This is a genomic window from Ruania alkalisoli (assembly GCF_014960965.1).
Taxonomy (GTDB): domain Bacteria; phylum Actinomycetota; class Actinomycetes; order Actinomycetales; family Beutenbergiaceae; genus Ruania; species Ruania alkalisoli.
In genome coordinates, this window is the sequence record NZ_CP063169.1 from 934,768 (window position 1) to 955,640 (window position 20,873).

Genomic DNA, 20,873 nt, shown 5'->3' on the forward strand with positions numbered 1-20,873 from the left:
CTGGGCTAGACGTGGCTGGTTCGCTGCGGCATGTTCTGCAGGACGGACAGGAACTTCTTCGCCCAGCTCTGCACATCGTTCTCCAGCACCCGTTTGCGCAGCGTGCGCATCCGGCGCCGTTGCTCGGCCGGTCCCATCGTCGCGGCCTTCAGGATCGCCTCCTTCATGCCCTCGATGTCGTGCGGGTTGATCAGTAGGGCGTGGCTGAGCTCGTCCGCGGCACCGGCGAACTCGCTCAGCACCAGGGCACCGCCCAGGTCCGGCCGGGCGGCGACGTACTCCTTGGCCACGAGGTTCATCCCGTCGCGCAGGGCGGTCACGAGCATGACGTCGGCGGCCCGGTAGAGAGCCACCATTTCCTCGAACGGGTAGGAGTGGTGCATGTAGTAGATCGCCGAGCGGCCCCAGGAGCCGTGGTCGCCGTTGATATTGCCGACCATCACCTCCACCTCCTGGCGCAGAGTCTTGTACTGCTCGACCTGCTCACGGCTGGGGCTGGCCACCTGCACCAGCGCGGTCCGGGGGACCGTGACCTTTTTCTCGGCCACCAGCTCACCGAAGGCCTTGATCCGGTGCCGGATGCCCTTGGTGTAGTCGAGCCGGTCCACACCGAGCATGAGGACGTCTGGATCGCCGAGCTCGGTGCGCAGCTGTGCGGCACGCTTGGTGATCTTCTCGGTGCGGGCGAGCTGGTCGACTTTCTGGGAGTCGATGGAGATCGGGAATGTCCCCACGCGAACGTGCCGTTCCGGGCGGTTCCAGTGCTGCCCGATGGTGATCTGCTGTCCGCGCGTGCTGTGGGAGGTGAAGCGGCGAACCGCGCGCAGGAAGTTCGCGGCGTCACCGGTGCGCTGAAAGCCGATGAGGTCGGCACCGAGAAGTCCTTCGATCACCTGCCGGCGCCACGGGAGCTGGCCGAAGAGCTCTACGGACGGGAAGGGGATGTGGTCGAAGAAGCCGATCCGCACGTCAGGGCGCAGCCGGCGCAGCATCTCCGGGACGAGCTGCAGCTGGTAGTCCTGCACCCAGACCGTCGCGCCCTTCTCGGCGGTGCCTGCTGCCGCCTCGGCGAAGCGGCGGTTGACCTCCACGTAGGAGTTCCACCAGATGCGGTGAAACTCCGGGGGCACGATCACGTCGTGGTAGAGCGGCCACAGCGTGGCATTGGAGAAGCCCTCGTAGTAGCGCGCGACCTCTTGTTCGCTCAACGGCACCGGCACCAGGTGCATCCCGTCGGCGTCGAACGGGTCGAGCAATTGGTCGGCCGAGCCGGACCAGCCCACCCAGGCGCCGTCCTGGGCGCGCATCACGGGTGCCAGGGCGGTGACCAGTCCGCCCGGTGCGGGAGTGGAGGAGACGTTGCCTTCCTCGTCCACGCGGATGTCAGCAGGGAGGCGGTTGGCGACGACGACGAACTCGTGTGGTGCTGGCATTCTTGCTCTGACCCCTTTTCTCCGGCGGCGCGTCCAGGCTACTTGGTCCGGTGGTGGCGTAGGTTGCCGGTATGGACGCAGGGCCCGAGCAGCGGCGGCCGATCCGGGAGGTCGGCGGGTACCGCCTGCTCGAGGTGCTCGGCTCCGGTGGGATGGGCACCGTCTACGAGGCGATCGACGCTGAGGACCGGCATGTCGCGGTCAAGCTCCTGCATCCGGTCTTCAGTGCTGACGACGCTGCACGCGAGCGGCTGCGACGGGAAGTGGCGACGCTGCACCGGGTGCGCGGTGAACATGTGGCGCGTGTGCTGGACGCGGAGGCTGACTCCGCCGAGGCGTTCATCGTCACCGAGCTCATCGACGGGCAGTCGCTGGAGGAGTCCGTGCGTGAGCACGGCCCGCTGGACGCCGAGGAGCTCGCCGACCTCGCGGACGGGTTGGCTGACGCGCTCGAGGCGATCCACGCCGTCGGGGTGGTCCATCGCGACCTGAAGCCGGGCAACGTCATGCTCACCGATGACGGTCCGGTGGTGATCGACTTCGGCATCTCCCAGCTCGCGGACGACCCTCGCCTGACCCAGACCGGGCTGGTGACCGGTACCCCCGGATACGTGGATCCGCAGGTGATGCGCGGCGCGGACCCGGGGCCGGTGGGGGACTGGTGGGGGTGGGCGGCGGTGCTCGTGTTCGCCGCCACGGGGCGTGGTCCGTTCGGGAACGCTCAGGGGGTGTTGCTGCGCGTAGAGGCCGGACGCGTCGACACCGAGGGTTTGCCGCCGCGGATAGCGCAGGTGCTGCGACGGGCTCTGCACCCGGACCCTGACCGGCGGATGCGCCCGGAGGTGGTGCGTCGCGCGCTCAGCGACCATGCGACCGGCCGGGAGCCGACGTCGCTGCTCGCCGATGGTGACGAACCGGACGAGAACCTGCACGAGCCGACGGGGCGCACAGCGTTGGTGGCAGATGATCCCGATCTGGCTGTGCCGGCGCCGCTGCCGCCCTCCATCCCACCAGGTTCGGCCCCTCCTGAGCACACGGCGGTGATGCCGCAGCAGCTGCGCGACCAGTACCCCTCCACGGCGCAGTACCCCTCCACTGCGCAGTACTCCTCCACGGCGCAGGGCGAGCAACCGCCACCTCCCGACGGCGCAGCTCGCCTCCCCGATCCGGTTCACCTGGGGACTGGGCCACCTCTCCCATCGATCCAGGCCGACCCGTCTGCACCGGTGGTGCAGCCTCCTGCGTATTCACTCGGCGCCGATGGTCTTCCCGAGCGCCCCGCATGGGCCGTGCCCGCCCGTGCCCGCCCGTGGCTGTCGCTGGTATGGCTGGTGGCGCTGTCGCTGCTCGGTGGCCTCTACCCCTCGGTGGTGATGCTCGCCGCCGTCGTGCTGGTCGTCATCTTCGGTGCCATCGGTTCGGACGCACGCGCACTGCGGCAGCGACGACTGAGCCGTGGCCCGGGGCGCTGGGACCTGCCGCGCGCCACCGCTGCCTTCCCGCTGCATGTGGTGCTCGGGTTGCTGCTGACACTGCCCGGGGTGGTCGTGGCAGCGGCCGGTGTGGTGATCGTGTGGGTGCTGGCCGTCCAGGCCGTCCCGCTGGTGTTCCTTGTGCCGGCGGTGGTGGCGGTCGCGCTGCTGCTGCTGTGGTGGACTCCCTCGAGCGGGAATGCCCGGGAAGGTCAGCGAACGGTGCTGCGAGTGCTCGCGCCCGCGGGTGCCGCCGCCGCGGTGTGGGCGCTGATCGCTGCCGGGGTTGGCCTGACCGCATTGGTCCTCACAGCCCTCGGCGACGGCGCGGTGCAGTGGTGGCCGTTCCCCGTGCCGCCGATGAGGTTCTTCTGACGCCGGCGCCTGCCGAAGGTGGGTCAGACTGCCGGAGTTGTGCAGATGCGCCGGTGCGTGCGGCCCGTGGAGGTCGGCCGCGTATCCTTGCGGTCATGTCCGGCTCGTTCCTGCACCACGCACGCGTTGTTCCGCGTGCGCTGCGGCGTGCTGCCCGGCTGTCCTCGCCCGCTGCGCTGGTGTCGGTGCTGAGTGGCTGGTCGGTGCTCTCGATCGTGCTGGGGCGGGTGCTGCTGCCCGCCGATTGTGTGAGCGCGGACGGCGTGGCCGGATTCGTGGCTGCGAACCTGGCGCAGATGCGCTCGGTGGCTGCTTGCCCGACCGGCACGCTCGGATACGGCCCGCACACCCTCGCCGCTGTGGGCGCCTGCGCAGCGCTGCTGGCAGCGCTGGTCGTGGCACATGTGACCCTCACCGGGGTGGCGCTCTGGGTTGCCCGGGCGGCGGCGGGCGTGCGCGGAGTCCTCGCGGCCCTGCGGATCCTCCCGGGCAAGGTGCGGGTGCCGCAGCTGCTGCCGCGGGCTGAGCAGCCTTCCTGGTACAGCCGCCCCGCTCGTACAGTCCTGCAGGTCCGCCCGGTGTGGCGCCGCGGGCCGCCGGTGCTCGTCTGAGTATCCGCCCCCACCCTTTCGACCTGTAGGCCGCGGCAGCGGCCGGACAAGGACTTTCCCATGGCAACCAGCAGCAAGCAGAGCAAGATAGAGCGGCGCGAAGCCGCCCGCAAGGAGGCCGAGCGTCTCCGCAAGATCCAGGATCAGCGCAATAAGCGCAACCGAGGCGTACTCATCGTGGTGGTCGTCGCCGTCGTGGCGCTGATCGCCGTCGCCGGCGTGATGATCTACCAGGCCTCCGGCCGCACGCTCCTGACGGACTACGAAGGCGAGAGCCCCGCGGGCTCGGACCTGCACGGTGGAATCACCTTCGGGGCCGACGGCGTCGGCTCGCCGAACGAGGGCGCCCCGACCGTCGACGTCTACCTCGACTTCCAGTGCCCGCACTGTGCAACCTTTGACGCCGTCAACGGCGAGGATGTCACGCAGGCGGCGGCTGACGGTGACGCCACGGTTGTGTACCACCCGGTGGACTTCCTGGACGGCGCCGCGATGAACTCGACCCGGTCGGCGAACGCGTTCCTCGTCATCGCCACCGAGGCTCCGGAAGCGGCGTCGGAGTTCATGGCCACGATGTTCGAGAATCAGGCGAACGACGTCACCGACGAACAGATCGCCCAGATCGCCGTCGATGCTGGCGTGCCCCAGGAGGTGGCCGACTCCTTCACCGAGGGCACCTACAACGAGTGGATCGAGCTGGCCTCTGACCAGGCCATCCGCGACGGTTACTCCGGCACGCCGGCGATCGTCATCGACGGTGAGGTCTGGGGTACCGACGAGAACGACCCGGCCGGGCAGTGGACCACCGAGGGGGCCCTGCTGGCCGAGCTCCAGAGTCGCTGACCACGTCGGCCGGGGCAGGCAGCGATTACGCCCAGCCCCGGCCGATCTGGCACACTCGACTCGCCCCTCGTGGGCGCGCCACCTTAGCTCAGCTGGTAGAGCACCCGCCTTGTAAGCGGACGGTCGTCGGTTCGAATCCGACAGGTGGCTCCGTGAACCTCACCCGCCTCCGGCGTTTTCCTCCTGACGGCGCAGAAGTCGTACCGTAGGGCCGTGTCCGAGACCAGCATCCCCACCGAACCTGCACGCGCCTATGTGATCGCCGGCTCCGAAGCGACCGGTGGCGCCGGGATCCAGGCAGACCTGCGGACGTTCCAGGCCCTGGGTGCCTACGGCTTCGGCACCCTCACCTGCATCGTCTCCTTCGATCCCGCGGCGGACTGGGTGCACCGGTTCGTCCCGGTCGAGTCCGCCGTGATCGCTGACCAGATCGAGGTGGCCCTGGCATGCCACGCACCGGAGGTCGTCAAGATCGGGATGCTCGGCACCCTCGGCACGATCGACACGGTGGCCGACGCGATCGCCGGCCACCCGTGGCGGCATGTGGTGCTCGACCCGGTCCTGATCTGCAAGGGGCAAGAACCTGGTGCCGCGCTCGACACCGACAACGCCCTCCGGGAGCGGATCCTGCCACTGGCCACCGTGATCACCCCCAATCACTTCGAGGCCCGCACCCTCGCAGGGATGGAGCGCATCGAATCGGTGGACGACCTCGCTGAGGCCGCCCGGCGCATCCACGCTCTGGGCCCGAGATATGTCGTTGCCAAGGGTGGCGTCGAGCTGGACGGGCCGGACGCCGTCGACGTGCTCTTCGACGGGACGACGACGACCGTGGTGAGTACCCCGAAGATCGGCGAAGAGCGGGTCAGCGGTGCCGGTTGCACGTTCGCCGCGGCCGTGACGGCGGAGCTCGCCAAAGGGACTGAGGTGACCGATGCCGTGCAGGTGGCCAAGCGGCTCGTGACCCAGGGGATCCTCGACCGGCTCTCCTCCCGTGCCCCGTTCGACGCCGTTCGGCTCGCCGGGCCGGTGCCCACGGAAGGCCCCGTGCAGATCCGCACCCTCTGAGCGGGTGGGGTTCTAGGCTCGCCTGTATGCGACCCGAGCACCTGAGCCTGTTCCGCCAACCCGGCACGCCCGCCGCACACCCCAGCGGCACCTGGGCCGTGGTGGCGATCGCCCGCCCCGACACCGAGGCCGACACTTACCCCTCGGCGCTGTGGCGCCTCAGCCTGGACAGCAGTGAGTTGCGCCCGTTCACTCACGGGCCGGGCGACTCGGAACCGGTGTTCTCTCCGGACGGGCGGTGGCTAGCGTTCATTCGTGCTGTCTCCGGTGGCAAGCCGCAGGTCGCGCTGATGCCTGCTGGCGGCGGAGAGCCACGAATCCTCACGGCACACCCGGCCGGTGTGTCCGGCCGGCTCGTGTTCTCCCCGGACTCGACGCGCCTCGCATACACGGCCCGGGTGCCCGAGGAGGGCCGGTACGGCACCGCTGACGGCGTCGGGTCCGATGCCGAGGCGCCGCGCCACATCACGCGGCTCACGTACCGCACCGACGGTCTGGGCTACTACGCCGACCGGCCCCAGCAGCTGTTCCTCGCGCGGATTCCCTCGTCCCGGTCCCCGTTGCTCGACCCGCTCGCCGACCCGCCGTTGACGACGGATGACGGTCAGAGCGCCCATGCTGCCGCAGGCGTCGAGGTCACGCAGGTCACCACCGAACCGTATGACCACGGCACTCCCGTCTGGACCCCGGACGGCGCGGGACTGCTGACGATCCGCTCGGCCCCCGACGCGATCGCCGGAGACCTGCTGCATCACCGGGCGGAGGCGGAATCCCAGGCAACCGTTCTCGACGTCGGCTCCCACGTGCCCGGTGCCGTGACCTTCGATGCCGCGGGGCGGCTCTGGCTGCTGCTCACCGATCAGGGTCCGGACCGGATGGACTTCATCGGCCGCTCGCCCGCGCTGTACCGCGCCGCACTGGACGGCACCACGCTCAGCGGCCTGACCCGCCTCACGGATCCGCACACGCTCACTCTGACCGGGGTGCTGGAACCGGCCGGGGACGGCGTCTTTCTCGTCGGGGCCGAACGCGGCGCCGCCCCGGTGCTCCGGTCCGACGGGGACACGGTGGTGGCTGTGCTCGACGGGCAGGTGGAGGCGCGTGCGGTCGCGGCGATGCCTGACGGCGCAGCCCTGGTGGCCGCCGGCAGTCCGGACAGCGTGGCTGACCTCTGGCACGTCCCGGCGGTGGCCGAGCCTCGGCGCGTGACCGACCTCTCCGCCCGGCTCCGGCGGGAGGCGGGCGCGGTCGAACCGGTCGAGCTGATCGCGAGCGGGGATGACGGCTACCCGGTGCACGGCTGGGTGAGCCTTCCCGAGGGTGATGGGCCGTACCCCGTGCTGCTGCTCATCCACGGCGGACCGGCCGCGCAGTACACGCCCACGTTCTTCGATGAGGTGCAGGTCTATACCCAGGCGGGCTACGCCGTCGTGTTCTGCAACCCGCGCGGTTCGATCGGCTACGGGCAGGACCACGTGCGGGCCATCATCGGGGCTTGGGGTGACCGGGACGCCGCCGATGTGCTCGCCTTCCTCGACGCGGCGCTCGCAGCGCATCCACGGCTGGATGCCGAGCGAGTGGGCGTGCTCGGCGGCTCCTACGGCGGCTACATGACGGCGTGGCTGACCACCCAGACGAGGCGGTTCGTCGCGGCGATCGTCGAACGCGGTTTCCTCGATCCGGTCAGCTTCGTCGGGTCCGCCGACATCGGATGGTTCTTCTCCCACGCCTACCTGGGAACCGACCCGGAGCAGATCGCTGCCCAGAGCCCGATGGCACATGTGGATCGAGTGCGGACACCGACCCTGGTGATCCACTCCGAGCAGGACTGGCGATGCCCGGTGGAGCAGGGCCAGCGCTGGTACACCGAGCTGCGCCTGCGGGACGTGGAGGCCGAGCTGCTGCTCTTCCCCGGGGAGGGGCACGAGCTGAGCCGCTCCGGTCGGCCACGGCACCGGGTGGCGCGGTTCGAGCACATCCTGCGCTGGTTGGCGAAGTACCTGCCGGTCGCCTGATCGCGCACAGCGGCGTTCGGCGATCGTCCGTCGCAGCAGCGCTGAGTAGCCCAGCCCGCGTCCAGACCGGTGCGGGAGTCGTTCATCTCGGTGATGTCGCCTATTCATCGCGAGCACGCCGGTGAGCCATCTGGCGTACCTAGCCTCGAGAGGCTCGTCGAAGCCTGTCTATGTGTGCACCGAGAGGAACCGTCACTCGTGATGTCTGGCCCCCACCGCAGAACCCGCACCGCAGTCGCCGCACTGTGCACCGCTCTGCCGATGCTGCTGTTGCCGACCGCGGCATCCAGTGCTCCGGTCGCGTCCGCGGCGACCGACCCCGTCGGCGATCTTCCACTGCTCAGCGACCCGTTCCTGCAGAGTCCTACCGCCGACGGCGTCCACGTGGTCTGGAACACGGAGTTCGAGGGAAGTAACCACGTCGTTCTCCTCGGTCCCCAGGTCGCCACGCTCACGGCCGAGCAAGCTCAGCAGGCCGCAGCCGGCGCGACCTTCACCGGTGTGCGCGTCATCCACGCCGAGTCCCTGAAGTACTCACGGCTCGCGGAGGACAGTTCCTCGCGTATCCCCGATGCGGTCAGGCCCACGGAGGAGGAGGGAATCGTCCACCGTGACGTGTGGCGCCATGAGGCGACGATCGACGGTCTCGCCACCGGTGAGGTCGTGCCGTACCGGGTCGTCTCGACCGATGCGGGGGATGCGGCCGTCTCAGGCACCTTCTCACTGCGTCCTTCCCCTGCCGCCGACGACGATCTGCGCATCCTCCTCACCAGTGACCACCAGGCCATGGCGAACACGGCCGCGAACCTCCAGCTGGCTGCTGAGACGATCGGTGACATCGACGGGGTCTTCCTCGCCGGCGACCTCGTCAACCATCCTGATCGCGCGTCGGAATGGTTCGACGATTCCCGAGGCAGCGCCTTCCTTGCGGTGCTGCAGGGCAATGGCAACCGGCTCGACAACCATGGCATCACCGCCTACCACGGCGGGGAGATCATCCAGAACGCACCCTTGTTCCCGGCCGTGGGCAACCACGAGGTGCACGGACGAGTTGCCGGTGCGGCGAGCATCGGGGCAGCCTACGGCTCACCCGTCCCGATCGCCGTCGCCGAGGCGGAGTACGAGAGGGTCGCGGCGGAGGTGAACCCCACGGACGATCCGCAGACGAGGGCGCAGTGGATCGAGGACAACTCGTTCAGCACCACGAGCTACGAGGAGATGTTCACGCTTCCGGACGACTCTCCGGGTGGCGAGACCTACTACGCCACGACCTTCGGTGGTGTCCGTCTCGTCTCGCTCTACTCCACGCGCATCTGGCGCAGCCCGACGGCGGTTGCCGATCCCGAGGAGCGGACGTCCTCCAGCAGGTACCAGGAGGCGGCATCGAGTCTCGATGAGCCACTGGAGCAGGGGTACGGCGAACACATCTTCGAGTCACTGGCCGTCGGCAGCGAACAATACGAGTGGCTTGAAGAAGAACTCGCGAGCGATGAGTTTCAAGATGCCGCGTATCGCATTGTCATGTTGCACGAGAGTCCGCAGGGCCTGGGTGACAACGTGATGCCGCAATTCGCTGATCCGGTTCGCATCGAGGAGACGAACGATTCTGGCGAGGTCATTGGCGTCCGCTACGAGTATCCGCCTGAGGGCAACATCTTGCGCCACGATCTGCAGCCGCTGCTCGAAGGAGCCGAGGTGGATCTGGTTCACAATGGCCACTCACACTTGTGGAACAGGTTTGAGTCGGAGAATGGCGTGAATTACCTGGAGACGTCGAATACCGGCAACACCTACGGCGCATACCACGAGCTCAGTGGCAGGTCGCGACCCCTACCAGGGCTGCCGTGGGATGACGAGAACTATCTTGCGCAAGGTAACCCCGGCGGGCTTGAGCCGATCGTCCCGAACGTGGAGCCGTTCACCGCGGAAGACGGTACGCCGCTGCCGTTCGTTCAGAGCAACGACCTGGCGGTCTTCGCGATGTTGGACACCGGAGCCGGTGAGGTGGTCTCGTACGCGTTCGATGTGCGCACCCCCGAGATCGACCCGTGGGTGATCGATCGCTTCGAACTCGGCCGCTCCGTGGGTGAGGAGCCCGGTGGTGAGGAGCCGGGTGGTGAGGAGCCGGGTGGTGAGGAGCCGGGTGGTGAGGAGCCGGGTGGTGAGGAGCCCGGTGGTGAGGAGCCCGGTGGTGAGGAGCCCGGTGGTGAGGAGCCCGGTGACGACGGTGAACCGGCTACCGTCACGCTGTCCACGTCCTCGGTAGTTGCCGGTGATGCGCTGGAGGTGAACGGCTCCGGATTCCCTCCTGGCGAGGAAGTGCGCATCGAGCTGCACTCTCATACGATCGAGCTCGCAACGGTCGAGGCCGATGGCTCTGGAACTGTCACTGCGCAGGTGACGATCCCGGCGACGGCTGTGGGTTCGCATCGAATCGTGCTCATCTCCGAGTCGGGCGTACGGGCCTCGGCCGCGCTGACTGTGACCGCCGCGGCGGGAGGAGGCGACCTCGCCGAGACCGGCTCGGACACCCCGGTCTGGATGGTCGCCGGCAGTGCCGCACTGCTCTTCGGCGGTATGACGATGTTCCTGGTGGCCCGTCAGCGTCGCACCATTCCCGAGAGCTGAGCCTGCAGTAATGACGGTGAGCCCCGGCGGGTCTGCTTCCCGCCGGGGCTCCCGCATGGCGGTAGGTATCCACCCGATGTCTCATGATGAAACAATCGGTTGCAGTGAAGGAAACTCTCTCGGAATCTCTATCGGGATGTCTGCCCGGATGGTGTGATGATCCACGTCAATGTTCGTCTACTCCAGAAGAATGGATCACCGCATGAAATTCGTCACCAAGTTGCTGGCTATTCTGGCGTTTGTTGCCGGAGTGAGCGTTATTGCTCCGGCGCCAGCTCAGGCTGCCGATCTCAATGATGCCGTCATCGCGAACTCGAGCTCGTCCACTCATGCCTTCGTCGTGTGCCGGGACTGGGCCAGCAACGGCACGTGTGCGTACGGCTCGCCCCGCGGGTGGCTGTATCCCGGCCAGAACACCCAGTCGAAGTTCGGGTGGGCGGATGCAGATGGATTCCATGTCGACGCAGGGTGCCGGGCCTACCTCGGGCAGGGCCGGACGGCTTACGGTCCGCAGTGGGTGAAGATGTACGGATCCTGGGGCTTGACGCAGACGGTCAACTACCGCTGCTGATCCGGACTGACCTGTAGCGCGGGTACCTCGGCCCACCTGGCCCGAGGTACCCGCGCTCACGTTCACAGGCGATAGCGCCGGGCCAGATTCTCGGCAGTGGACGGGCCTTCGGTGGCGGTGGCGATCCACGGGCCGGTGCCCGCTGAGGGGTCGAGCACACCCTCCTCGGCCCATCTGAAGTCTCCGGCCAGCACTTGTGCGGCCACTGCCTCGTCACCATCGTCGCTGTTACGCCACAACTCGCGGAAGAGGCGCTCCACCCGCACCCGGGACTGGCGGCAGAACGCGTCGGCGAGCCGCTGCCGGCTACCGGCTACCGGCTTGCGGGCCGCGTGCGCCTGCACGGCGGTCTGGGCGAACAGCTCGGCCCCGATGTCCACGACGCGTGCCAGGAATCCCTGCCGCTTCTCCAGGCCGCCCTGCCACCGGACCATGCCATAGAACGTGTTCCGGGCGAGCCGGCGGGAGGTTCGCTCGATGTACCGCAACGCCGGTGCGGCCGGGCCGTAGGACGCGAAGGAAGCTGGCAGGTCGCCCGGTCCGGCAACCAGTCGGGGCAGCCAACCGCCGTAGAACTTCGCGGCGTCCGTGGCTGCCCGGGCCCGGTCGGCTGAGTCGGCATCGGGGTCGATGAGCGCGCCTGCCACCCGGAGGTGCTCGTCCACGGCTTCCCGGGCGATCAGCAGGTGCATGATCTCGCTGGAGCCTTCGAAGATGCGATTGATCCGCAGGTCACGCAGCAGTTGCTCGGCGGGGACGGCGCGTTCCCCGCGCGCAGCCAGTGAGCGAGCGGTTTCATATCCCCGGCCGCCACGAATCTGCACCATCGCATCAGCCACCTGCCAGGCCATCTCACTGCACCACAGCTTGGCCAGGGCCGCTTCGATCCGGATGTCCGCAGTCTCGGAGTCGGCCAGCTCAGCGGCAATCTGTACCACTGCCTCCTGGGCATAGGTGGTGGCGGCGATGAAGGCGACCTGATGCGCGATGGCAGCATGCTTGCCGATGGGTACTCCCCACTGCACCCGCTCGCGCGCCCACTGCCTGGCGATAGTCAGGGACCACTTGCTGCCTGCCACGCACAGGGCCGGGATGGACAGTCGCCCCGTGTTCAATGTGGTCAGAGCGATCTTGAGGCCCTGACCCTCGCTTCCCACCACGTTGCGTGCCGGAACCCGCACCTGGTGGAAGCGAACCACCGCGTTCTCCAGCCCGCGTAGCCCCATGAACTCATTGCGACGTTCGATCGTGATGCCGGGGGTGTCGGCCTCCACGATGAACGCCGTGATCCCACCGGCCCGGCCGTCGGGATCGGGTGGCACCCGGGCCATCACCACGAACACCTCGGCGATCACGGCGTTCGTGGCCCACAGCTTGATCCCGTCGATCAGGTAGTCCCCCTCGGGGGTGCGGCTGGCGCTGGCATGCAGCCGCGCCGGGTCCGATCCCACATCGGGTTCGGTGAGCAGGAAGGCGGAGATCGCGCCCTCGGCGCAGCGCCGCAGGTAGATCTCCTTCTGCTCCGGGGTTCCGAACACCTTGACGGGCTCGGGGACCCCGATGGACTGGTGGGCCGAGAGCAGCGCACCCAGGCTGGGGTTCGCGCTCCCCGCGAGTATCAGTGCGCGGTTGTAGTCCACATGCGAGAGGGACGCACCGCCGTACTCGCGTGGAATGGTCATTCCGAATGCGCCGATCCGGGCGAGCCCGGCCAGTACCTCGTCGTCGATGTGGTCCTCGGCCTCGATCCGCGCTCCGTCGACGTGCTCGTCGAGATAGGTGCGCAGGTCTGTCAGGAACGCTTCCGCCCGGGGATCTGATGGTGGCGCTGTCTCGTCCGGGTGCGGCCAGAGCACCTCGGGCCGGAACCGGCCGAGGTAGAGCTCTCGTGCGAACGAGGCGTGTGTGAATTGGCTGCTGCGTGCCTCTTCGGCCACCCGGCGGGCTTCCCGCGCGGTGACCTCCGGTTGCGACATGAGGGCCTCCTCGGATGCTCCCACCAGTGTGATCGGTCGGGGCCGAGCCCGCCAGCGGACGCTATTGGGCCGTCCCGACGGCGCAGCGTCAGTTCATATGCCGCGTCTGCGCTGATTCCGGGGATGGTTGCGTGCGGTGCGCTCGTTGCCCCGCTTGTAGTTGCCGGTCAGCCGGGCCATCAGTTCCTGGGGATCTTCGCGCTCCACCCGGGCGACGAACTCCGCCGCGCGGTTGCCACGGAGGACGACGGCGGAGCGCCCGTGGTGGGTGATGTGCACCTGGCTGCCGTGGACGGTGTACTCAAACCCGTGCGCGTCAGGCATGGGAGTGTTCCTCCTGGTCGGGGAAGGACACCGGACGAGGTTCGGGTCGCTTGGGCAGGTGTGCGTCACCGGAGGAGCGCCCCCGCAGCCTGCGGGTCGCCCACGGGTACACGTCGCGGGCCATCCACTCTGCGTCCGCGCGGAGCCGCTCGGCGGCCGGGCGAACTGGCGGGCGCGGCAGCGGAACACGCCAGTTCGAGTGCTCCGGCGCCAGTCCCAGCGCGACCAGCGCGGCGTCGGCTACCCGTGCATGCCCCAGGCTGCTGAGGTGGATCCGGTCCTGCGCCCACATGCGCCAGTCCTGTAACGGATGTAGGCCCCAGACGTCGAGCACGGTGGCGCCATGGCGCTGCGCGATCGACCAGATGTGCGCGTTGTAGATCGCGACCTTGGGCCGGATCCGGCGCAGCAGTCCCGCATTGCGAGTATCGGTCCCCGTGGCCAGCAGCACGTCAGCGCCCGTGCGGCGAGCGGTGCGGACGGCGCGGTCCAGGCTGACGGCGAGCCGGTCCGGGTCTGCCCCGGGGCGCAACAGGTCGTTACCGCCGCCCACGATCGAGATCAGATCGGGTTCGGCGCTGAGGGCGCGGGGCAGCTGGTCGGTGAGGATCGGGTCGAGGAGACGGCCGCGGACGGCGAGGTTCGCGTACTCGAGCGGCTCCACCCCGTGCTGGGCCTGCCGTGCGGCGATCGCGGCAGCGAGCCGGTCGGCCCACCCACCGAGCTCGCCGGGGCGGTGGGGGTTCTCGTCCCACAGTCCCTCGGTCATGCTGTCGCCGATTGCGACGTACCGGCGCCACGGGAGAGTCGGGCTCGAGGTGCTCACCCGTCCTTCCTATCCCGGACGGTGCCCTCGCGCCAGGTCTTTGCCGCCCCGACGGCGACCGGTCACCTCCCTGGGAGGTGCCCCACTAGGGGAGGGTCCAGTCCACTGGGGCACCACCCTGCTCGGTCAGGAGTGCGTTGGCGCGGGAGAATGGACGTGAGCCGAAGAACCCTCGCGAGGCTGACAGGGGGCTCGGGTGGGTGGTCGCGATGATCGGGGTCTGGCCGAGCAGGGTGCGCAACGACTGGGCATCGCGTCCCCACAGGATTGCCACGAGCGGCTGGTTGCGCGCGACCAGGGCCTGGATCGCGGCGTCGGTCACGCGCTCCCACCCCTTGCCGCGATGGGAGGCCGGCTCGCCCGGTCGCACGGTGAGGCTGCGGTTGAGCAGCAGTACCCCGGCGTCGGCCCAGGCGGTGAGGTCGCCGGTCGAAGGGGCCGGCACACCGAGGTCCTCGGTGAGCTCGCGGAAGATGTTCTGCAGCGAGCGCGGAATCGGCCGCACGTGCGGCTGTACCGAGAACGACAGGCCCATCGCGTGCCCGGGCGTGGGGTAGGGGTCCTGGCCGACGATCAGCACCCGCACCCGCTCCAGCGGGTGGGTGAAGGCCCGCAGCACATGCTCACCCGCCGGGAGGTACCCGCGCCCCGCGGCGATCTCGGCTCGCAGGAAGTCGCCCATCGCGTGAATGTCGCTCTCGACCGGCGCCAGGGCTGTGGCCCATCCCGGGTCGACGAGGTCGGTGAGCGGGCGGTGCGGGGGTGCTGGCGTCGTCTCCACCGGCCCAGCGTAAGAGATTGCAGGCTCCCGGGCGGGTGCGACGGTGCCGCGCGATTATCACACCGAGGTGCGGCGAGGGCGAATGACACGGGTGTGGTTTGCCCGTAGGATGGCCGTCAGTTTGCAGATGTCCGATGCACAACGACCACACGAGGAGGACCGATGGCGGCAGCGCAACCGCTCCCCACGTCGAGCAGTACGGTCGAGTCCGGGCTCAGTGAACGCGATGCCGAGATCCTCGCCTTCGAGCGGCAGTGGTGGAAGTACGCCGGCGCCAAGGAGAGCGCGATCCGCGAACTCTTCGACATGTCTGCCACCCGGTACTACCAGGTCCTGAACGCCCTCATCGACGAGCCGGCTGCGCTCGCGGCCGAGCCGATGTTGGTCAAGCGCCTGCGGCGTATGCGTAGCGTGCGTCAGCGGGAGCGCTCCGCGCGTCGTCTCGGTCACGAGCTGTGACCGCCCGCTGACGGGTTAGCCTGCCTGTCGTGAGCAACCCGGACCCCTCCTACCCCTACGACGAGGACGAGTTCGACACCCTCGGTGCCGAGCGCACGCCCGAGGGCGTGCACCGTGCGCGGGTGCCGTGGTGGCGGCAGGCACTGCCGTTCCTGGTGGTGCTGGTGCTGGCCCCGCTGCTGGCGTTCGTGGTGGTGCAGGCGGTCTCCCGGGATACCGGTGGAGATCCGGAGCCCACCGCGAGCGTGAGCTCGTCGGAGACCGGCGGTGAGACGGAACCCACCGAGGAGCCTGCGGAGGGCGAGTCCGAGACGGACGCCGACGGCGCCGGCGATGGTGACGCGACCGACGAGCCCACCGACGACGAGACCGACCCCACGGACGAGCCGGCCGACCTTGACTTCGGCACCGCGGTCTGGGTGCTCAACGGTGCTGGTGTGGGGGGTCTCGCCGGAGAGAACCAGGGGGTTCTGGCCGCGGCCGGGTGGACGAACGTCGTGGCCGACGACTATGCCTACAGTCAGCCGGCGACGACCACCATCTACTACCGCGACGCGCAGATCGCTGCTGAGGCGGAGGCGATCGGGGCCGAGCTGGGCATCACCGACCTGGTCGAGGATGCGGCGGCGGCGCCGAACGGCATCTATGTGGTGCTGCGTCCTGACTTCGTTGGCTGACGAACGGTCTCGGCTGAGGAGATGGTGAGGGACGCCGTCAGGGGTTCTGTTCGAGGGCGACCAGGGTGAGCAGCACGAGCGCGCAGGTCCAGGCGAGCGGGGCGACGGCGGCCGGTGCGCCGTCGGGCCCGACCTTCTCAGGGATCGCGCCGGTGGTGGTGCGGTGGTTGTCGAGCCAGTCGAGCATCTCGATGGCGCGTGTGCGGTCGCCGAGGCTGGCTGCGGTCCAGGCGTAGAGCGCGGTCTGCGGAGTCCAGGAGTACTGCGTCTCCGGCCATGCGGCCCCCGGCGCCAGCCCGCCTCCGGGGCGGGTCATCGTCTCGATCGAGGCCCGCCACGCGGTGGCTGCACCCGGGAGCGGCTCGGCCACGAACGGTGGCAGCACGAAGGAAGCAGCGGCGTCCTGCAGGGATCGGCCTGGATAGCGACCGTAGCCGAAGGTGCCGAACCTTTCGGTGATGGCCTCCCGCAGCGCCTCTGCTGCCGCGGTGCTGCGGGTGGCGTTTCCGGTGTCGCCGCGCAGGTCGTGCAGTCGCGCGGCAGCTTCCAGGCCCGCGAGTACCGGTGCGGCGGTCCCGAGGGTCACCTGGGTCTCGCGGTGCTCCCAGTAGTCCGACGACGGCGCAGGCAGTGGAGACCGGTCACTCACCTGGGCGAGCAGGAAGGTCGTCGAACGCTCGATGAGCGGGGCGAAGCGGGTGAGCAGCGCGTCGCGTTCGCGGTCGGTCCCGACGGTGTCCGTCGCCTGCGCGAGAGCCCATAGTCCCCAGCCGGTTCCGTCTGTCTGGGTGCCGCGGTCGTCTGGAGGGAGTTGCTCGGCGACGGTGTACCGGGCGTGGAAGGAGCCGTCTGGGGCCTGGACGGCCTGGAGGTAGTCGAGGATCTCGAAGGCGTCGTGGTGGTGGCTGGTGGCGCTGAGTGCCGCGGCGATGAAGGCGGCATCGCGGGGCCAGACGTAGCGCCAGGCCGTACTGGCGCCGGCGATGGCCCCTCCGCCTCCGCGCAGCAGTGCGTGCAGGTCGAGTAGGGCGTCGTGGCCGAGGTCGGCGAACGGGGTGCCGGCTCCCGGGAGGGTTCCCGCAGCGAGCCATGTGCGGGTCTCCTCGGCGAGATGCTCGGCGGCGGCGATGGCGTCCTCGTTGGCGCCCGGGTCCGGGGCGAGGACGCGGGTGCCGGCGAGGTACCGGGGGGTCTCGCCGGTGGGGATGGTGGCGAGCGCTCCCGCGGCGGTGAGGCCGATTCCCTCGTGGTAAAGGCTGACGTTGTCGGCGCGGGTCTGCGGCGTTGTCAGCAGTCCGACAGCGATCAGCGCAGCCACGAGAACGGTGCCGCAGACGACGGGCAGCGGGCGTCCGGACATAGCGTCGAGCGTATCCCGGAGGCACACCTGGATCCTCTGTCGACGCGTCCAGCGCGCCACGCTCAGGATCTGAGACGTTATCGATTTGTGACATTTGTGAGGTGACATACACCTTGAACGTCCGTAGAGTCTGGCTGTCGCCGTCTGTTCACGGGGCGGCATCCAACTGCAAAGGCCACGAGCCCCGATCGGGGTGACGGGCACCACGCACACAAATGGCTCGGGGGAGTTACGTGCAGAAGAGAAAGCATGTCGCGCGCAGACGAGCGCGCACCGCATGGCAGCGGCCGCTGGCCGGCGCAACCGCCATGGTCGCTGCAGTCGCACTGGGGGCCGTCGGCCTCTCTGGCACGCTGTCACCAGCGGTTGCTGCGCCGGGCGATGACAGTGAGGCGCTCGCTGAACTGATCGACCTGGACGCGCTCGGACTCGGCGTCGTTGACGCGGTCCGGACCGAGTCCGGCTTCACCAGCGAACCGGGCCCGAACGACGCTGATCTCGACGTGTCCGTCCTGGAAGGCCTCGCTGACATCACTGTTGGCGGTGTCAACATCCCGCTGATCGGCGATGGCACCAACGATGGCCTGCTCGACCTCGGTCCCGGCGCCGAAGCGGGGCTGCTGAACGGCTACGCCTCCTCGCTCGATGGGCAGTCGTCCATCGCTGCGTCTGGTGCGCTCGGCGCCGACGGTGCGATCAACGCTGACGCCGGTGGCGACTCCGACGTAGCGACCGTTGACCTGACAGCACTGCTCGGCCAGCTGGGCGTGGACGGTCTGACGGACGAGATCGTCGACCAGGTGGGCCTCGAGCTCGGAGCGATCGCCTCCCGCGCCGAGGTCACCGACGGTGACAACGTCACGAGCGAGTACCTCATCGCCGATGCGCAGGTCGTCATCAGCAGCCCGCTGGTCGGAGACCTGAGCACGACTGTCCAGAACACCGTGGGGACCGCCGAGGACGCGGTCAACGGCACTCTTGGGCCGGATGGAGCAGTTCAGGGCCTGTTGGATGCCATTGATCTCGGGTCCGTTGGTATCCCGACGGTTCTGGAGATTGATCTTGGCTCGCCAACCCTCAACGCGAGTGTCGACCTCACCGGAGTCACGGACGGCATTCTGACCGACTCGATCAGTGACGGCGCGGTGTCGATCAACCTCGCCGACGGCACGATCGCCATCGACCTGGAGCAGCTGCACCCAGGCGGGCTGAATGGGCTGGACCCGAACACGCAGGTGCTGACCGCTGCCCAGATCGACCAGGTGCAGATCGGGGTCACGAACCTCCTCGATGACTTGCTTGACGACATCGTTCAGGCGGTTGACGATGCGATCCTCGGGACCAACGTCACCTTGACACTCGACCCGACCTTGGACGCGCTTGCTGGAACCCTGACCGGCGACGTAGGGGTCACACTCGCAGGGTCTCTTGGGGACTTCCTTGGGCTGACGGGAACGGACCCCGTTCTGGATGTCACGGGAAGTGTCACCGTGGACCTGCCGGTCCTGCCGGACGTCACTCTAGAGGCGGACGGGCTGTTCGACCTGATCGAGCCAGTCATCCTGGGTGCGCTCACTACTATCGGTGACGCCTTCGACGGCCTGCTGAACCCGGATGGCTCCGACGGTGCACCAGCACTCGGCGTGGTGGGCGTCTTGCAGGCCACCCTGTCTGGCGTGATCGGCGAGCTCGACGTGCTCGACCCGCTGCTCAGCCAGTTGCTCACGATCACGATCAACGAGCAGCCCACCGAGGAGCCGATCAACGCAGCGGGCGGCGACCTGGGTGACGGTTCCTTCACGGTCCGCGCCCTGGCGATCGATGTCCTCCCGGGGCTTGGTGCCGAGACGGGCATCGACCTTGCCTCCTCCTCGGTCCGTGCGACCGTTGACGACGGCGGCGACGCTGACACGAACGCCAACGCCTCGGCGTCGGCGGCCGCGTCCGCGACGGCGGACGACGACAACAATGCAGCGGCCGATGCTGCGGCTGAAGCCGCGGCGTATGCCGACAACACCACGGACTCCTCGGCTGCGGCCGACGTGACCGCGGCTGCTGCGGCTGATGTTGCTGCTGACACGGACGCCTCGCAGGATGCGTCGGCGGATGCGACCACGGACCCGGATGCTTCTGCTGCTGCGGCGGCAGAGGCGGCGGCGAACGCGGACAACACCTCCGACACCAACGCGGACGCTTCGGCAGCGGTCTCGGCGGACTCGACCTCGGACGCCACTTCGGAGGCTGCCTCGGCGGCTGACGCGGCGGCCACGGCGGACTCCTCCACCGACGCCTCTGTCGCGGCATCGGCTGACGCTGACTCGTCCACGGACCCGGACTCCTCGACGGACCCGGACTCGTCCACGGACCCGGACTCCTCGACGGACCCGGACTCGTCCACGGACCCGGACTCCTCGACGGACCCGGACTCCTCGACGGACCCGGACTCCTCGACGGACCCGGACTCGTCCACGGACCCGGACTCGTCCACGGACCCGGACTCCTCGACGGACCCGGACTCCTCCATGGATGCGGACACGAACACCAACGCCTCGGCGTCGGCTGCTGCTGCGGCGGACGCTGACGACGACAGCAACGCGGCGGCAGAGGCTGCTGCAGAGGCGGCGGCGTATGCCGACAACACGACGGACTCTTCGGCTGCGACCGACGTGACTGCGGCTGCGGCGGCGGAGACGGCTGCTGACACCGACGCCTCGCAGGATGCGTCGGCGGATGCGACCACGGACCCGGATGCCTCGGCTGCTGCGGCTGCAGAGGCGGCGGCGAACGCGGACAACAGCTCCGACACCAACGCGGATGCTTCTGCAGCGGTCTCGGCGGACTCGACGTCTGACGCCACTTCGGAGGCTGCTTCGGCGGCTGACGCGGCGGCCACGGCGGACTCCTCCACTGACGCCTCGGCGGCGGCTTCGGCCGACGCGGATGCTTCGGCGGCTGCTGCTGCGGACCCGTCCAGCGACGCGGACTCCGACGCAGACGCCGGTGACCTCAGCGCCACGGTTCTCTACAAGAGCATCGTGCGTGACACCGGTGTGGAGCAGGAGGCCTACGGCTTCGGTTTCGAGCCGGGTGAGTCGGTCACTGCGACCGTGAACTCCACCCCGTTCGACCTGACCGCCACGGCGGACGAGGACGGTGACGTCACGTTCACCTTCCCGATCGACGCTGACTTCGAGCTCGGTGATCACCACGTGACGATGGTCGGCGAGGTTTCCGGTGAGATCCTGGCGGAGAACCTCGACACCGACTTCGTGGTGACTGAGGCCAGCGGCCCGTCGCTCCCGGACACCGGTGCCGAGCTCGACCAGTTGTTCGGGCTGATCGCCGCGGCGCTCATGTGCCTCGGAGCTGGCCTGCTGCTGACCGGCAACCGGCGGTCGACAGTGCGCTGATCTGCATCTGCGGATGAGCACAGAATGAGGGTTCGGTCCCGGAG

Annotated in this window: 16 protein-coding genes and 1 tRNA gene; 11 read left to right on the plus strand and 6 right to left on the minus strand. The window is 68.9% G+C overall.

All coding sequences use genetic code 11. The features are described from left to right. Positions 1-5: 5 nt before the first annotated feature. On the minus strand, positions 6-1,433 hold the full coding sequence (locus IM660_RS03900) for an alpha,alpha-trehalose-phosphate synthase (UDP-forming) (protein WP_193498111.1): 1,428 nt from the start codon (positions 1,431-1,433) through the stop codon (positions 6-8). 71 nt (positions 1,434-1,504) lie between these two features. Between IM660_RS03900 and IM660_RS03905 the strand changes: the two genes are divergently transcribed. The 8 genes from IM660_RS03905 (at position 1,505) to IM660_RS03940 (ending at position 11,016) form a co-directional block, all read left to right on the plus strand. Further along, a complete protein-coding gene (locus IM660_RS03905) occupies positions 1,505-3,280 on the plus strand; it encodes a protein kinase domain-containing protein (RefSeq protein WP_193498112.1) in 1,776 nt (591 codons plus the stop codon). Between the two features lie 95 nt (positions 3,281-3,375). Next, on the plus strand, positions 3,376-3,891 hold the full coding sequence (locus IM660_RS03910; RefSeq protein WP_193498113.1) for a hypothetical protein: 516 nt from the start codon (positions 3,376-3,378) through the stop codon (positions 3,889-3,891). Between the two features lie 60 nt (positions 3,892-3,951). Next, the gene (locus IM660_RS03915; protein WP_193498114.1) at positions 3,952-4,734 is read left to right on the plus strand and encodes a DsbA family protein; all 783 of its coding nucleotides are present in this window, start codon (positions 3,952-3,954) and stop codon (positions 4,732-4,734) included. Positions 4,735-4,811: 77 nt separating this feature from the next. Continuing rightward, positions 4,812-4,884: transfer RNA gene (locus IM660_RS03920), tRNA-Thr, on the plus strand. Between the two features lie 63 nt (positions 4,885-4,947). Then, complete coding sequence (locus IM660_RS03925; RefSeq protein ID WP_246465125.1) at positions 4,948-5,802, plus strand: hydroxymethylpyrimidine/phosphomethylpyrimidine kinase; 855 nt, start codon at positions 4,948-4,950, stop codon at positions 5,800-5,802. A gap of 26 nt (positions 5,803-5,828) precedes the next feature. Further along, a complete protein-coding gene (locus IM660_RS03930) occupies positions 5,829-7,817 on the plus strand; it encodes a S9 family peptidase (RefSeq protein WP_193498115.1) in 1,989 nt (662 codons plus the stop codon). 201 nt (positions 7,818-8,018) lie between these two features. Next, positions 8,019-10,445, plus strand: coding sequence for a metallophosphoesterase family protein (locus IM660_RS03935; RefSeq protein WP_210769072.1), 2,427 nt, complete (start codon positions 8,019-8,021; stop codon positions 10,443-10,445). 202 nt (positions 10,446-10,647) lie between these two features. Further along, positions 10,648-11,016, plus strand: a complete 369-nt coding sequence (locus IM660_RS03940; protein ID WP_159621210.1) for a hypothetical protein — start codon at positions 10,648-10,650, stop codon at positions 11,014-11,016. A 62-nt stretch (positions 11,017-11,078) separates the two neighbouring features. Here the strand turns inward: IM660_RS03940 and IM660_RS03945 are convergent, their stop codons facing one another. The 4 genes from IM660_RS03945 to IM660_RS03960 all read right to left on the minus strand — a co-directional run bounded on the left by IM660_RS03945 (position 11,079) and on the right by IM660_RS03960 (position 14,923). Further along, positions 11,079-12,992: an acyl-CoA dehydrogenase family protein gene (locus tag IM660_RS03945; RefSeq protein WP_193498116.1), complete on the minus strand. Its 1,914-nt coding sequence runs from the start codon at positions 12,990-12,992 to the stop codon at positions 11,079-11,081. A 93-nt stretch (positions 12,993-13,085) separates the two neighbouring features. Continuing rightward, positions 13,086-13,316: a hypothetical protein gene (locus tag IM660_RS03950; protein ID WP_193498117.1), complete on the minus strand. Its 231-nt coding sequence runs from the start codon at positions 13,314-13,316 to the stop codon at positions 13,086-13,088. After that, on the minus strand, positions 13,309-14,142 hold the full coding sequence (locus tag IM660_RS03955) for an SGNH/GDSL hydrolase family protein (protein WP_193498118.1): 834 nt from the start codon (positions 14,140-14,142) through the stop codon (positions 13,309-13,311). Before IM660_RS03955 ends, IM660_RS03950 begins: the two co-directional genes overlap by 8 nt. 85 nt (positions 14,143-14,227) lie before the next feature. Then, a complete protein-coding gene (locus tag IM660_RS03960) occupies positions 14,228-14,923 on the minus strand; it encodes a uracil-DNA glycosylase (protein ID WP_193498119.1) in 696 nt (231 codons plus the stop codon). Positions 14,924-15,085: 162 nt separating this feature from the next. Here IM660_RS03960 and IM660_RS03965 point away from each other — a divergent pair, with 162 nt between their 5' ends. Beyond that, on the plus strand, positions 15,086-15,382 hold the full coding sequence (locus tag IM660_RS03965; protein WP_193498120.1) for a DUF3263 domain-containing protein: 297 nt from the start codon (positions 15,086-15,088) through the stop codon (positions 15,380-15,382). A 29-nt stretch (positions 15,383-15,411) separates the two neighbouring features. Continuing rightward, positions 15,412-16,059: a LytR C-terminal domain-containing protein gene (locus IM660_RS03970; RefSeq protein ID WP_193498121.1), complete on the plus strand. Its 648-nt coding sequence runs from the start codon at positions 15,412-15,414 to the stop codon at positions 16,057-16,059. A 37-nt stretch (positions 16,060-16,096) separates the two neighbouring features. Here the strand turns inward: IM660_RS03970 and IM660_RS03975 are convergent, their stop codons facing one another. After that, positions 16,097-17,419, minus strand: coding sequence for a glycoside hydrolase family 15 protein (locus IM660_RS03975; protein ID WP_193498122.1), 1,323 nt, complete (start codon positions 17,417-17,419; stop codon positions 16,097-16,099). 308 nt (positions 17,420-17,727) lie between these two features. Between IM660_RS03975 and IM660_RS03980 the strand changes: the two genes are divergently transcribed. Continuing rightward, the gene (locus IM660_RS03980; RefSeq protein ID WP_193498123.1) at positions 17,728-20,829 is read left to right on the plus strand and encodes a choice-of-anchor G family protein; all 3,102 of its coding nucleotides are present in this window, start codon (positions 17,728-17,730) and stop codon (positions 20,827-20,829) included. Positions 20,830-20,873 lie beyond the last annotated feature (44 nt).